Below are 13,711 nucleotides of genomic sequence, written 5' to 3' on the forward strand. Positions count from 1 at the left end.
CCCCCGGGGCCGGCGGCCCCGCGGAACCCCCACGAGCCCGGACCCTTTGCCGGGCGGCATCACCTCGTGATCCAGGAAAGAGGCACTCTTCGTGCGCACCACCGTCAAGCTCACCGCCGCCGTGGCGGCAGCCGCCGCGCTCACCCTCGGCCTGAGCGCCTGCAGCGCCCCCTCCGACACCAGCTCCGCCTCGGAGAAGAAGGGCAAGGACGCCGACCCGGCGGCCAAGCTCGTCGTCGCCGCCAGCCCCACTCCCCACGCCGACATCCTCAACTTCGTCCGCGACCACCTCGCGGCCAAGGAGGGGCTGAAGCTGGAGGTCAAGGAGTTCAACGATTACGTCCTGCCGAACACCGCCACCCAGAGCGGTGAGGTCGACGCGAACTTCTTCCAGCACAAGCCCTACCTCGACGACTTCAACAAGAAGAACAAGACGGACATCGTGCCCGTCGTCAACGTCGAGATCGAGCCCCTCGGCCTCTACTCCAAGAAGGCCGGGAAGGTCGCCGACATCGGCTCCGGCTCCACCGTCGCCGTCCCCAACGACGCCACCAACGAGGGCCGCGCGCTCAGGCTGCTCGCCGACAACGGCATCATCAAGCTCAAGGACGGCGTCGGCGCCGAGGCGAAGCTCTCCGACGTCGAGGACGCCAAGGGCGTGAAGTTCACCGAGCTGGAGGCCTCCCAGATCCCGGCCCGCCTGGGCGACGTGGACGCCGCCGTGATCAACGGCAACTTCGCCATCTCCGCCAAGCTCAACCCGGCCAAGGACTCCCTGGCCCTGGAGAAGGCCGAGAACAACCCGTACGCCAACTTCCTCGCCGTCAAGAAGGGCAACGAGGCGGACCCGCGGATCCAGAAGCTGGCCAAGCTCCTCAACTCCGATGAGGTGAAGAAGTTCATCCAGGAGAAGTTCAGCAACGGCGCCGTCATCCCCGCCTTCGGCCCCGTCAAGAGCTGACACCTTGTAATCTCGGCCGTCCGTACGGTCGCAGGCCCCGCGCGCGCCCCGGCGTGCGCGGGGCCCACGCGCTTGGCGCACTCACATGCCGATGCTGCATGCTGGTGCACCCGAGCGAACCCGAGCTCACCCTCCCTCGGCGTTGGAGCAGCGCATGACTTCCACCTTTCCGGACATCTCCATCAGTACGGACCGGCTGGTGCTGCGCCCGTTCGAGGCAGGGGACGTGCCCGCCCTCGCGGAGATGATGAACGACGAGCTCATCACCGCCTGGACCACCGCCCCGTACCCCTACACCACCGCCGAAGCCCGCGACTGGGCCCTGCACCGTGCCCCCGGGGAACGCACCTCCGGGCGCGGAATCGTCTTTGCGGTCACCGAGTTCCTCACCTCCCGTCTCGTCGGCGCCGTGTACCTGCGCAACACCGACTGGCGCACGCTGTGCGCCGAGGTCTCCTACGTCACCGCGCCCTGGGCCCGCGGCGAGGGCTACGCGTGCGAGTCCGTGCTCGCCGCCGCCCAGTGGCTGTTCCGCGACCAGAAGTTCGAACGCCTCGAACTGCGCACCGCCGCCGACAACACCGCCGCCCAGCAGGTCGCCCAGAAGATCGGCTGCATCAGCGAGGGCGTCCTGCGCAACGCCTGGATAGCGCGCAGCCGCACCGAGGACGGCGGCTGGACGGACATCCGCACCGACCTCATCGTCTGGAGCCTGCTCCCCGAGGACCTCGACGAGGTGCGCGAACAGCACACCGGCGGCTACGACTACACCGACTACGCCGCCGCCTTCCCCGACTGGCGCTGACCTCTCCCGTGCCCGCCCCGCTCCTAGGGGGTGCCCGGGGTACTCTCACCCTGCCCGCACCGCCGTGCGGCCGACCGAAACGCCCGACCCGAGACAAGCCCAGGAGACAGACGACGATGGCCGACCGGGTCACGGTGATCGGGTGGGACGGCTCACCGCTGACGGACGCGGCCCGCTCCGCCGTGGGCGCCGCCACTCTGGTCGCCGGCGCGGCACACCACCTGGCCCTGCCCGAGATCCCGCCCGGCGCCGAGCGCATCCGGCTGGGCAGCGTCGACCTCGCCGCCCGCCGCATCGCCCAGCACCGCGGCTCCGCCGTGGTACTCGCCGACGGCGACCCCGGCTTCTTCGGCGTCGTCCGCACCCTGCGCGCCCCCGAACACGGCCTCGAGGTCGAGGTGGTGCCCGCCGTCTCCGCCGTCGCCGCCGCCTTCGCCCGGGCCGGCATGCCCTGGGACGACGCCCAGGTCGTCGTCGCCCACGCCCGCGACCTGCGCCGCGCCGTCAACGTCTGCCGCGCCCACCCCAAGGTCGCCGTCCTCACCTCGCCCGGTGCGGGCCCCGCCGAACTCGCCCTGCTGCTCGGCCCCGTCCACCGCACCTTCGTCATCTGCGAGGAACTGGGCACCGAGCGCGAGTGCGTCACCGTCCTCACCTCCGACCGGGCCGCCGACCACAGCTGGCGCGACCCGAACGTCGTCATCGTCATCGGCGGCTCCGGCACCACCGCCGCCGGCGGCGGCTGGATCGCCGGGCGCGACCCCGGCCACCCCTCGGCCGTCCGCGGCTGGGCCCTGCCCGCCGACGCCTACGGGAGCCCGCTCGGCGAGGGCGAGTCCACCGAGCTGCGGGCCGCCCAACTCGCCCGGCTGGGGCCCCGCGTGGGCGACCTGGTCTGGGACATCGGCTCCGGCAGCGGCGCGGCCGCCGTCGAGGCCGGCCGGTTCGGCGCCGCCGTCATCGCCGTCGACCGCGACCCCGAGGCCTGCGCCCGCACCGCCGCCGCCGCGCGCCGCCACGGCGTGCAGCTCCAGGTCGTCCGCGGCACCGCGCCCCAGGTGCTGGAGGACCTCCCCGAACCCGACGTCGTGCGCGTCGCAGGCGGCGGCGCCCCGGTCGTCGCCGCGTGCGCGGCACGCCGCCCCGAACGGATCGTCAGCCACGCGGCCACCCGGGACGAGGCCGAGGCCGTCGGCCGCGTCCTCGCCGAGGGCGGCTACGCGGTGGAGTGCACCCTGCTGCAGGCAGTGGAGTTGGACACAAGCGCCTGGACCGAGCGCGAACGGGCCGTAACCTTCCTGCTCAGCGGCCATCGCCCCCACGGGTGAGATCGCGGACGTACACCCGACCGGGGTAGGCTGGCGGATCGTTGTGCGGCCGCCCGGTGTCGGACACCACAGTCATCAATGCACCGAACGCGTCCCCCTTTTGGCGGGCACAGGGCAGGGTGGCAGCGGTGGCACGCACGTGCCGCGAGGCATGGACGCTCGTTGTTGTGTAGGGGCGTCAGCGGTTGGAAGGAGCACTACCGATGGGCGAGGGGTACGCATGACCGACACCGGCCGGTTCCCGGGCGAGGAACAGCCGGAGAACGCAGGCGCACTGCCCGGACACCCGCTCCCAGCGGATGCGCCGGCTCCTGCCGACACCGGAAACCCGGCTCCGTACACCTTCCTCGACCAGGCGGACACCGCCGACGAGGACGACCTGCTGCTGATGCCGGGTGCCCAGGGCGCCTGGATGGAACAGCCGACCCTCCAGGGCGGCGGCACGCACGAGTCGGGCGGCCGGGACACCGGTTCCGTCGACTACACCGGCGTCCGCACCCCGCCCCCGGCGGCACCCGCCGCACCGGCCGCTCCCTCGGCGGCCCGCCGTCCGCTGCACATGGGCCCGCCCGTGCCGGACCCGTCGAGCGGCGGCGTCGTCCGCTCCCTCGCCGACCGCGGCCCGGCCGCCCCGCAGCCGCCGGCCGCCACGCCGGTCCGCCCGCTCGCGCCCCAGACCGACGCGGCCCCGGCTGCACCCGTCGCGGAGCCGGTTGTGGCGTTCGTCCCGTCGCAGAACACCGGCGGCGTCACCCCGGCCGGGGGCGCCGCCGAGTCGATAGTGGCCGGTGCGGTGCCGTCCGCCGGCGGTCCCGAGCCGGTGCAGCCGCCGGCCGAGGCGGCCGTTCCCGCGCAGGCCGCGCCGGTGCAGCAGGCGCCCGAGACCGTTGCCGCCGTGCCCGAGGCGCCGGCGGTGCCCGCTGCGGAGGAGCCCGCACAGCAGGTCCCGGCCGCGGTCGTGCCGGAGCAGACCGCCCCGGTTCAGGAGGAGACGCCGCAGCCGGTCGCGCCTGCGGCGCCGGAGCCCGTGGCCGTCCCTGCGCACGAGGAGCCTGTGCAGCAGGCCGTGGCGCCGGATCAGGTGGCGCCCGTGGCGGGCGAGTCCGCCCCGGCCGCGGAGCCGGCCGCCCCTGTTCACCCCGAGCCCGTCGAGCAGCCGGCCGTTGTCGCGGAGGAGAGCGCTCCCGCGCCGGAGCCCGTCGCCGCGCAGCCCGCGCCCGTACCGGCAGCAGCCGCCCCGGCGCCGGAAGAGCCGGCCCAGGCCGACCCGGTGCCCCCGACGGCCCCTCAGACCCCCGCGCCGCAGGAGCCGGTGCCTCCGGTGACGGCCGACGCCGTCCCGGTGCAGGCCGAGCCCGTGGTGCCGGTGGAGGCTGTCGTGCCGCAGGCCGAGCCGGTGCACGCCGAGCCCGTCGTGCCCGAGCCCGTCGTGCCGGTGGCCGTTCAGACCGCGGTGCCGGTGCCGGATGCCGCTGCGGCGCAGGCCGTTCCCGCTCCTGCCGAGCCGGAGGCGCCGGTGCCTGCCGAGGCGCCCGCGCCCGAGCCGGTTGCCGTGGTGCCGGAGCCGGACATGGCCGTGGAGCCGGCCACCCCGACGGCCGTGCCCGAGCAGGCCGTTGCCCCGCAGCCCGAGGAGGCGCCCGAGCCCGCGGCGCAGGCCGAGCCCGCCCCCCTGCCCGAACCGGAGCCCGCCGCACAGCAGGCGCCCCCCGCGCACACCGAACCGGCAGCACCGGCGGCCGAGCCCGAGCAGGCCGTCGCCCCGCAGCCCGAAGCGGCGGCCGACGCGGCCGAGCCGGAGCAGCCTGCCGTGCCGCAGGCCGGTGACGAAGCCCCGGCCGCCGACCAGCACACCGTCCCGGCGCCCGGCCCCGCCGCGCCCGAGGCCGACGAGGCCGCGCCGGAGCCCGTCGTGTCCGAGCCGGTGATGCCGGTGGCGGCCCAGGCGGCGCCGGAGCAGGCCCCCGCCCACGCCGAGCCGGCCGCGCCCGAGCAGGACGCCTCCGTACAGGCCGCCCCGGCACCGGCCCCCGAGGCCGAGCCGGAGGCGGAGGACGCCGAGCCGGAGCCCGTCGTACCGGCCGGCCCCCCGGCCGACGGGTACGCCGCCGCCGAGCGCGAAGCGGTCCACCGCGTCATGCGCGAACGCCGCGACATCCGCAAGGGGTTCCGCACCGACCCGATCCCGCACGAAGTGCTCCTCCGCGTCCTGGAGGCCGCGCACACCGCGCCGAGCGTCGGGCACTCGCAGCCCTGGGACTTCGTCGTCATCCGCTCCGCCGAGACCCGGCAGACGATGCACGAACTGGCCACCCGGCAGCGCGACGCCTACGCCAAGTCGCTGCCGAAGGCCCGGGCCAAGCAGTTCAAGGAACTGAAGATCGAGGCCATCCTCGACACGCCCGTCAACATCGTCGTCACCGCCGACCCCACCCGCGGCGGCCGGCACACCCTCGGCCGGCACACGCAGCCGCAGATGGCCCCGTACTCCTCCGCGCTCGCCGTGGAGAACCTCTGGCTCGCCGCCCGCGCGGAGGGCCTCGGCGTGGGCTGGGTCAGCTTCTTCGACGAGCGCGAGATGGTCCGCGCCCTCGGCCTGCCGGAGCACCTGGAGGTCGTGGCCTACCTCTGCATCGGCTACGTCGACGAGTTCCCGGACGAGCCCGAGCTGATGCAGGCCGGCTGGTCCAAGCGCCGCCCGCTGTCGTGGGTGGTCCACGAGGAGACGTACGGCCGCCGCGCCCTGCCCGGCGAGGACCCGCACGACCTGCTCGCCGAGACCCTGCGCGGCATCCGCCCGCTGGACGCCAAGGCGCTCGGCGAGGCGTGGGAGCGCCAGAAGCGGATGACCAAGCCGTCCGGCGCGCTCGGCATGCTGGAGATCATCTCGGCGCAGCTGTGCGGCCTGTCCCGCAAGTGCCCGCCGCCGATCCCGGAGCCGGCCGCCGTCGCGATCTTCGCCGGCGACCACGGCGTGCACCACCAGGGCGTCACGGCCTGGCCGCAGGAGGTCACGGCCCAGATGGTCGCCAACTTCCTGGGCGGCGGGGCGGTCTGCAACGCCTTCGCCAACCAGGTCGGCGCCGAGGTCTGTGTCGTGGACGTCGGCGTGGCGGCCGAACTGCCCAGCACCCCCGGCCTGTTGCCGCGCAAGATCCGGCCCGGTACGAGCGACTTCACCACCGGGCCCGCGATGACCCGCGAGGAGGCGCTGCGCGCCGTCGAGACGGGCATCGAGACGGCCCGCGACCTGGTCACGGCCGGCAACAAGGCGCTGCTGACGGGCGAGATGGGCATCGCCAACACCACGGTGTCGGCCGCCCTCATCTCCGTCTACACGGGCGCGGACCCGGCCGAGATCACCGGCCGCGGCACCGGCATCAACGACGAGATGCACGCCCGCAAGGTCGACGTCGTGCGCCGCGCCCTGGAGCTGCACCAGCCGGACCCGGCGGACCCGATCGGCGTGCTCGCCGCGGTCGGCGGCCTGGAGCACGCCGCCATGGTCGGCCTGATCCTCGGCGGCGCCTCGCTGCGCACGCCGGTGATCCTGGACGGGGTGAGCGCGGGCGCGGCCGCCCTGGTCGCCCGCGCCATCGCGCCGGAGGCGCTGGCCGCGTGCATCGCGGGACACCGCAGTGCGGAGCCCGGCCACGTGGCCGCGCTGACCAAGCTCGGGCTGCGCCCGCTGGTCGACCTGGACCTGCGCCTGGGCGAGGGCACGGGTGCGCTGCTGGCCCTGCCGGTGGTGCAGAGCGCCGCCCGCGCGATGCACGAGGTGGCCACCTTTGACACCGCGGGCGTGACGGAGAAGGGTTGACGGACCCGTCGCAGGCGGGGTACGCCCTCAGGGTGTGTGCCCCGCCCGCCCGCTTCCCTGCACACGACGGTGTGTGCGCCGACGAACCCGTACAGCACTACGAGAGGCCGCACCGCCATGGCCGAGCACGCCCCCTACCCCGTCGGACTCCGTCTTGCCGGGCGGCGCGTCGTCGTTCTCGGCGCCGGCCAGGTCGCCCAGCGCCGGCTGCCCGCGCTGATCGCGGCCGGTGCGGACGTCCTGCTGGTCTCGCCCTCCGCCACGCCGTCCGTGGAGGCCATGGCCGAGGCCGGTGAACTGCGCTGGGAGCGCCGCCGCTACCGCGACGGCGACCTCGACGGCGCCTGGTACGCCCTGATCACCACCGACGACCCGGCCGCCAACGCGGCCGCCTCCGCCGAGGCCGAGGCCCGCCGCGTGTGGGCCGTGCGCAGCGACGACGCCTCGGCCGCCACCGCCTGGACCCCGGCCACCGGCCGCAGCGAGGGCGTCACCGTCGCCGTGCTCACGGGCAGCGACCCGCGCCGCTCGGCGGCGCTGCGCGACACGATCGTCGAGGGCCTGCGCAACGGCTCGCTCGCCGCCCCGCACCACCGCCCCCGGCACAAGGGCGTCGCCCTCGTCGGCGGCGGACCCGGCGACCCGGACCTCATCACCGTCCGCGGCCGCCGCCTGCTCGCCGAGGCGGACGTCGTCATCGCCGACCGGCTGGGCCCGCGCGACCTGCTGGACGAACTCCCGCCGCACGTCGAGGTCATCGACGCGGCGAAGATCCCGTACGGCCGGTTCATGGCCCAGGAGGTCATCAACGACGCCCTGATCGAGCACGCGAAGGCCGGCAAGGCCGTCGTCCGGCTCAAGGGCGGCGACCCGTTCGTCTTCGGCCGCGGCATGGAAGAGGTGCAGGCCCTGGCCGAGCACGGCATCCCGTGCACCGTCGTCCCCGGCATCTCCAGCTCGATCAGCGTGCCGGCCGCGGTCGGCATCCCCGTCACCCACCGTGGTGTGGCGCACGAGTTCACCGTCGTCAGCGGGCACGTGGCCCCCGACGACCCGCGCTCCCTGGTGGACTGGGAGGCCCTGGCCCGGCTGCAGGGCACGCTCGTCCTCCTGATGTCGGTGGAGAACATCGGCAGGATCGCCGAGACCCTGATCCGCCACGGCCGCTCCGCGGACACGCCCGTGGCCGTCGTCCAGGAGGGCACGACGGCGGCCCAGCGCCGCGTCGACGCGACGCTGGCGACGGCGGCGGAGCGGGTGAGGGCGGAGGGCATACGTCCACCGGCGGTCATCGTGATCGGCGAGGTCGCGCGGTACCACACCCCGTAAGGGGGCGCCCCGAAGAGGCGCGGGGAACTGCGCGATCGACCCCCATCGGCCCGCAGCCAGAGAACAACCGAGAAGAGCACGCACGGCATGCCCGAACTGATCACCATCGACGACCCCGACGACCCGCGCCTGCACGACTACACCGGCCTGACCGACGTCGAGCTCCGGCGCCGCCGCGAACCGGCCGAGGGCCTGTTCATCGCCGAGGGCGAGAAGGTGATCCGGCGCGCCCGGCAGGCCGGCTACGCCATGCGGTCGATGCTGCTGTCGGCCAAGTGGGTCGACACGATGCGGGACGTCATCGAGGAGTCCCCCGCCCCCGTCTACGCCGTCGCGCCCGAGCTCGCCGAGCGGGTGACGGGCTATCACGTGCACCGCGGCGCCCTGGCCTCCATGCAGCGCAAGCCGCTGCCGGACGCCGCCGATGTGCTGCGCGGGGCGCGCCGCGTCGCCGTGATGGAGAAGGTCAACGACCACACCAACATCGGCGCCATCTTCCGCAGCGCGGCCGCCCTCGGCATGGACGCGGTCCTGCTCTCCCCGGACTGCGCCGATCCGCTCTACCGGCGCTCGGTGAAGGTCTCGATGGGCGCCGTCTTCTCCGTTCCCTACGCGCGCCTGGAGACCTGGCCGCGCGACCTGGAGACGCTGCGCGAGGCGGGCTTCCGGATCCTGGCCCTGACGCCGGACGAGAAGGCCACGCCCATGGACGCGGCCGCTCCGCACCGCATGGACCGCGTCGCGCTCATGCTCGGGGCGGAGGGCGAGGGGCTGTCGGCACGTGCGCTGCGGGCGGCGGACGAATGGGTCCGCATCCCGATGGCGCACGGGATCGACTCGCTGAACGTGGGTGCGGCGGCGGCTGTCGCCTTTTACGCCGTCACTTCGGGGCGCCCGGAAAGCTGAGCGTGGTCGGTGGCTGTCCGCGCCCCTTCGGGGCGCACCACCGTCGCCGACTGCCCGTTCGTGTTGTGCGACGGCCCCTGGCAGCCCTGTGCCGCCGCGATGCCCAGGGCGACGAGCAGTGTCACCACCACGAAGACGATCAGCCGCTGCCGCAGCAGCCGCCGGTCCGGGCCCGGGCGCCGGGGGCCGGGGCGCGTGCCGTTGCGGACCGCCGCGGGCGGCCGCGGCGCGCGGACCGTCTCGGCCTGCTGCGGATGCTTCCGGACCTGCGGGCGGGGCGTGGGCGCGCTGCCCGGCTGCCGCTCGGTGCGCTGCCGCTCGTACTCCTCGGCCCGCCGCCCCTGCGGCCGGTCCGGCTCGCGGCGGGGCGACGGCGGACGGACCTCCGACAGCCCGTGCGCCTCGCGCGCGGCGATCTCCTTCAGCCGCAGCGACAGTTGCAGCGTGCTCGGCCGGTCCTCGGGATCCTTGGCCAGACATGCGTGGAGGAGCGGCGCGAGCGCATCGGGCACGCCCATGAGCTGCGGTTCCTCGTGCACCACGCGGTAGAGCATGACCTCCGAACTGCCCTGTCCGAACGGAGAGTCGGCCGTGGCGGCGTAGGCCAGCGTGGCGCCGAGGGCGAAGACGTCCGTGGCCGGCGTCACCGCGGCCCCGCGCACCTGCTCGGGCGCGAGGAAGCCGGGCGAGCCGACGGCCGTGCCCACGTGGGTGAGGGTGCTCGCGCCGGTGGCCCAGGCGATCCCGAAGTCGATGATGCGGGGGCCCTTGGGGGAGAGCAGGATGTTCGACGGCTTGAGGTCGCGGTGGACCACTCCGGCGTCGTGCACCGCCAGCAGCCCCTCGGCCAACGCGGCCCCGACGGAGGCGACCTGAGCGGCCGACAGCGGCCCCTCCTCGTTCACCTTGTCGTGCAGCGAGGGGCCGGGTACGTACTGCGTGGCGAACCAGGGCCGGTCGGCCTCCAGGTCCGCGGCCACCAGCCGCGCCGTGCAGCCGCCGCGGATGCGCCGCGCGGCCGACACCTCGCGGGCGAACCGCGAACGGAACTCCTGGTCCTCGGCCAGATCCGGCCGGATCACCTTCAGTGCGACGCGCTGGCCGCGCCGGTCGGAGCCGAGGTAGACCACGCCCATGCCGCCCGCGCCCAGCCGCCGGTGCAGCCGGAACGAGCCGACGACACGCGGGTCCTCGCGCCGGAGCCGCATCATCGTCATCTTCGTCCCCTACCTCCGGTGGGGCCGCCCCACTTGGCCGCCCATCGCACGCCCGGCGTCTGACGTGGCACAGCTTACGGATTGACGGCCGGACGCGCTGAGAGGCCGCGCATGCGTCGGCGACGGGTTTGCCGGTGCCCCGCCGGGGTCCCGAAGCGGGGGCGCGGGGCGCCGGTTGCGGGGCGCCGGAGCCGGGGGAGGGGCCAAGAAGCCGTGGCGGAAGGGGGTTTGGCGGCCCCCGCGGCCCGGCCGGGCGGAGCGGGCGCGGGAAGCGGCCGCGGACGGGGCGGCGCTGCGCCCGGGCCGGGCCCGAGTGATCGAAGTCACCCGCGCCCGGGGCCCCGCGCCGGCGTGCGCCTCCGGGAAGTCCCCCAGGTACGGGCCCGGGTTCTCCACCCAGGGGAGTAGCCCCCGGGCCGCGGCCTCATCCTCGGGGAGGCCCGGCAATCGGTACGCGGGCATGACGTCCGGCCCCCGGCCCGCGCCTACTGTGGAGCTCAAGCGGCGGGCGACAGTACTCGTCCCCCGAGGTCGGACGCCCGCCGCCCTTGCAGCGGGACGCACAGGCAGGGAAACGGAGGGAGGAGACGCATGTCGGACACCGCACGGCACGGCACTGCCGCCCGGGCGCAGTCGCCCGGTGCCGCGGACATCTTCGGCGAGCGCCCCTCCCCGACCCGCCACCCGCTGGTGGCCACGGCGATGGTGCTGCCCCTGGCGGCCTTCCTCGCGGTGGCCTTCGGCGGCTGGCACGCCGTCGTCACTCAAGCGTCGTCCGTGGCCGGAATGCTGGGGCGCTGAAGGGCGCCCCGGGCCCGGGAGAGCGGCCCGGGCCGGGGACAGACCGGCACTGACCCCGTGGGGACGGGGGTGCGGCGGACGGCACGAATGGCCGGGTACCTGGGGAGGTACCCGGCCAAGCGTGTGTGCAGGCCGGCGCCGCAAAAGGCCGGAGGCCGGAACACCGTGGTGCTCCGGCCTCCGGCCGATCAGTGTGCGCGATACTGGGATTGAACCAGTGACCTCTTCCGTGTCAGGGAAGCGCTCTCCCGCTGAGCTAATCGTCCTTGGAGGTGGAGACGGGATTTGAACCCGTGTAGACGGCTTTGCAGGCCGTTGCCTCGCCTCTCGGCCACTCCACCAGGAGCGGGGGGTCGGGAAGATCCCCCACATCGAGCGGACGACGAGATTCGAACTCGCGACCCTCACCTTGGCAAGGTGATGCTCTACCAGCTGAGCCACGTCCGCAGTTGTCGTTTCTCCGGGGCGCTTCCGCGTCCCGGCGACGTGTTGAACTCTAGCGGATTCCGGCTCCAGCTCAAATTCCGTTTCCGCAGCGTGCTGCGCTGATCCCGTCCCGATCCCGTCCCCGGGTCGCCCGGAGGACCGCGCCATAGACTCGTTGACGTGCACGACCTCACCCCCATGGCCCGCTTCGGCGGGCTGCTCGCGACCGACCTGCGCGACGTGACCAGCGACCCTGCCGCACTGGACTCCACAGGGTGGTGGGCGGTCGTCGCCGACTTCGAGGGCGGCCTGCGCTGCGCCCGCTTCGCCGACGTCCGGCCCGCCCCGGCCCCCGCCCCGGCCCCCGGCCGCTGGTGCGGGCCCGCCCCCGACACCTGGACCAGCTCGCTGGACCGGGCCGCCTACGTCGACGGCGTCCGCCGCATCCGCGAGCACATCGCAGCCGGCGAGGTCTACCAGGCCAACCTCTGCCGGGTGCTGAGCGCGCCCCTGCCCGACCCGGCCGCCGCCGACGTCGACGCCCTCACCGCGCTGCTCGCCCGCGGCAACCCCGCCCCCTACGCGGGCACGGTGCGGCTGCCCGCCCACGGGGTGGAGGTCGCCACCGCCTCCCCGGAGCTGTACCTGCGCCGCACCGGCACGACGGTCGAGTCCGGACCGATCAAGGGCACCGCCCGCGTCGCGGACGAGCTGCTGGAGAAGGACTTCGCCGAGAACGTCATGATCGTGGACCTGGTCCGCAACGACCTCGGCCGCGTCTGCGCCACCGGCTCCGTCACCGTCCCCGCGCTCTGCGCGCTCGAGCCGCACCCCGGCCTCGTCCACCTCGTCTCCACCGTCCGCGGCGAGATAGCCGAGGAGCACCGGGGACGGGCCTGGGCGGAGCTGTTCGCCGCGACCTTCCCGCCCGGCTCGGTCACCGGTGCTCCCAAGGCCAGCGCCCTGCGGATCATCGAGTCCCTGGAGACCGCCCCCCGCGGCCCCTACTGCGGAGGCGTCGGCTGGGTCGACGCCGACCGCGGCACCGGTGAACTCGCCGTGGGCATCCGCACCTTCTGGATCGACCGGGCCGCCGTCGGCGGCCCCGTCCTGCGCTTCGGCACCGGCGCCGGGATCACCTGGGGATCCGACCCGGAGGGGGAGTGGGCCGAGACGGAACTCAAGGCGGCCCGGCTGCTGGCGATAGCGTCGGGCACGCACCAGCCGCTCGGGGGGCGACCCGGAGGGAGAATCCGGTGAAGATCTGGTTCGACGGATCCCTGTGCGACCCCGCGGACGCCAGGGTCTCGGTCTTCGACCACGGCCTCACCGTCGGCGACGGCGTCTTCGAGACGCTCAAGACCGTCGACGGCCGGCCCTTCGCGCTCACCCGGCACCTGGCCCGGCTCGCCGCGTCGGCACGCGGCATCGGCCTGCCCGAGCCGGACCTCGACGAGGTACGGGCCGCCTGCACGGCCGTCCTCGACGCCAACCCGGCGCCCCTGGGCAGACTCCGCGTCACTTTCACCGGAGGACTCGCCCCGCTCGGCTCCGACCGCGGCGACGGCGGCCCGACCCTCCTCGTCGCCCTGACCGAAGTCTCCCGCCGTCCGGACACCACGGCCGTCGTCACCGTCCCCTGGACCCGCAACGAGCGCGGCGCCCTCACCGGGATCAAGTCCACCTCGTACGCCGAGAACGTCGTCGCCCTCGCCCGGGCCCGTGAACAGGGCGCCTCCGAGGCCCTGTTCGCCAACACCGCCGGCCGGCTCTGCGAGGGCACCGGCTCCAACGTCTTCGTCGTCCTCGAAGGCGAACTGCACACCCCGCCCCTGGCCTCCGGCTGCCTCGCCGGCATCACCCGGGCCCTCGTCCTGGAGTGGGCCGGCGCCAAGGAGACCGATCTGCCCTTCGACGTCCTGGAGCAGGCCGAGGAGGTCTTCCTGACCTCCAGCACCCGCGACGTCCAGGCCGTCCGCACCGTCGACGGCCGCCGGCTCCCCGGCGCGCCCGGCCCGGTGACGGCGGAGGCGATGCGGGTCTTCGACGCACACGCGGCGGCCGCCCTGGATCCGTGAAGCGGGTTCCGCAAAGCCGGTGACGTACGGCCGCGGGGCC

At 74.8% G+C, this 13,711-nt stretch carries 10 protein-coding genes and 2 tRNA genes; 9 read left to right on the top strand and 3 right to left on the bottom strand.

Translation table 11 applies throughout. The features are described from left to right. Window positions 1–91: 91 nt before the first annotated feature. The 6 genes from ACLHRZ_RS07115 to ACLHRZ_RS07140 all read left to right on the top strand — a co-directional run bounded on the left by ACLHRZ_RS07115 (window position 92) and on the right by ACLHRZ_RS07140 (window position 9,149). A complete protein-coding gene (locus ACLHRZ_RS07115) occupies window positions 92–961 on the top strand; it encodes a MetQ/NlpA family ABC transporter substrate-binding protein (protein ID WP_490417411.1) in 870 nt (289 codons plus the stop codon). Between the two features lie 154 nt (window positions 962–1,115). After that, window positions 1,116–1,766 (top strand): GNAT family N-acetyltransferase, encoded by a 651-nt coding sequence (locus ACLHRZ_RS07120; protein WP_490417412.1) that lies wholly within the window; start codon window positions 1,116–1,118, stop codon window positions 1,764–1,766. Between the two features lie 116 nt (window positions 1,767–1,882). Further along, complete coding sequence (gene cbiE, locus ACLHRZ_RS07125; protein ID WP_490417413.1) at window positions 1,883–3,094, top strand: precorrin-6y C5,15-methyltransferase (decarboxylating) subunit CbiE; 1,212 nt, start codon at window positions 1,883–1,885, stop codon at window positions 3,092–3,094. Window positions 3,095–3,314: 220 nt separating this feature from the next. Continuing rightward, window positions 3,315–6,914 (top strand): nicotinate-nucleotide--dimethylbenzimidazole phosphoribosyltransferase, encoded by a 3,600-nt coding sequence (cobT, locus tag ACLHRZ_RS07130; protein ID WP_490417414.1) that lies wholly within the window; start codon window positions 3,315–3,317, stop codon window positions 6,912–6,914. 117 nt (window positions 6,915–7,031) lie between these two features. Continuing rightward, on the top strand, window positions 7,032–8,243 hold the full coding sequence (gene cobA, locus ACLHRZ_RS07135) for a uroporphyrinogen-III C-methyltransferase (RefSeq protein ID WP_490417415.1): 1,212 nt from the start codon (window positions 7,032–7,034) through the stop codon (window positions 8,241–8,243). An 87-nt stretch (window positions 8,244–8,330) separates the two neighbouring features. Further along, the gene (locus ACLHRZ_RS07140) at window positions 8,331–9,149 is read left to right on the top strand and encodes a TrmH family RNA methyltransferase (RefSeq protein ID WP_490417416.1); all 819 of its coding nucleotides are present in this window, start codon (window positions 8,331–8,333) and stop codon (window positions 9,147–9,149) included. Here the strand turns inward: ACLHRZ_RS07140 and ACLHRZ_RS07145 are convergent. After that, window positions 9,116–10,366: a serine/threonine-protein kinase gene (locus ACLHRZ_RS07145; RefSeq protein ID WP_490417417.1), complete on the bottom strand. Its 1,251-nt coding sequence runs from the start codon at window positions 10,364–10,366 to the stop codon at window positions 9,116–9,118. The two genes, ACLHRZ_RS07140 and ACLHRZ_RS07145, sit on opposite strands and share 34 nt — an antisense overlap. A 591-nt stretch (window positions 10,367–10,957) precedes the next feature. On the opposite strand from ACLHRZ_RS07145, the gene ACLHRZ_RS07150 reads away from it, so the two are divergent. Then, entirely contained in the window at window positions 10,958–11,167 is a 210-nt protein-coding gene (locus ACLHRZ_RS07150; RefSeq protein WP_490417418.1) for a hypothetical protein, read from the top strand. A 267-nt stretch (window positions 11,168–11,434) separates the two neighbouring features. Here ACLHRZ_RS07150 and ACLHRZ_RS07155 read toward each other — a convergent pair. Continuing rightward, a tRNA-Cys gene (locus tag ACLHRZ_RS07155) sits at window positions 11,435–11,508 on the bottom strand. 33 nt (window positions 11,509–11,541) lie between these two features. Beyond that, window positions 11,542–11,614: transfer RNA gene (locus tag ACLHRZ_RS07160), tRNA-Gly, on the bottom strand. A 159-nt stretch (window positions 11,615–11,773) separates the two neighbouring features. On the opposite strand from ACLHRZ_RS07160, the gene ACLHRZ_RS07165 reads away from it, so the two are divergent. Then, window positions 11,774–12,853 (top strand): chorismate-binding protein, encoded by a 1,080-nt coding sequence (locus ACLHRZ_RS07165; RefSeq protein ID WP_490417419.1) that lies wholly within the window; start codon window positions 11,774–11,776, stop codon window positions 12,851–12,853. After that, the gene (locus ACLHRZ_RS07170; protein WP_490417420.1) at window positions 12,850–13,671 is read left to right on the top strand and encodes an aminotransferase class IV; all 822 of its coding nucleotides are present in this window, start codon (window positions 12,850–12,852) and stop codon (window positions 13,669–13,671) included. Before ACLHRZ_RS07165 ends, ACLHRZ_RS07170 begins: the two co-directional genes overlap by 4 nt. Window positions 13,672–13,711: the final 40 nt, after the last annotated feature.

It is taken from the genome of Streptomyces sp. AM25 (assembly GCF_058146165.1).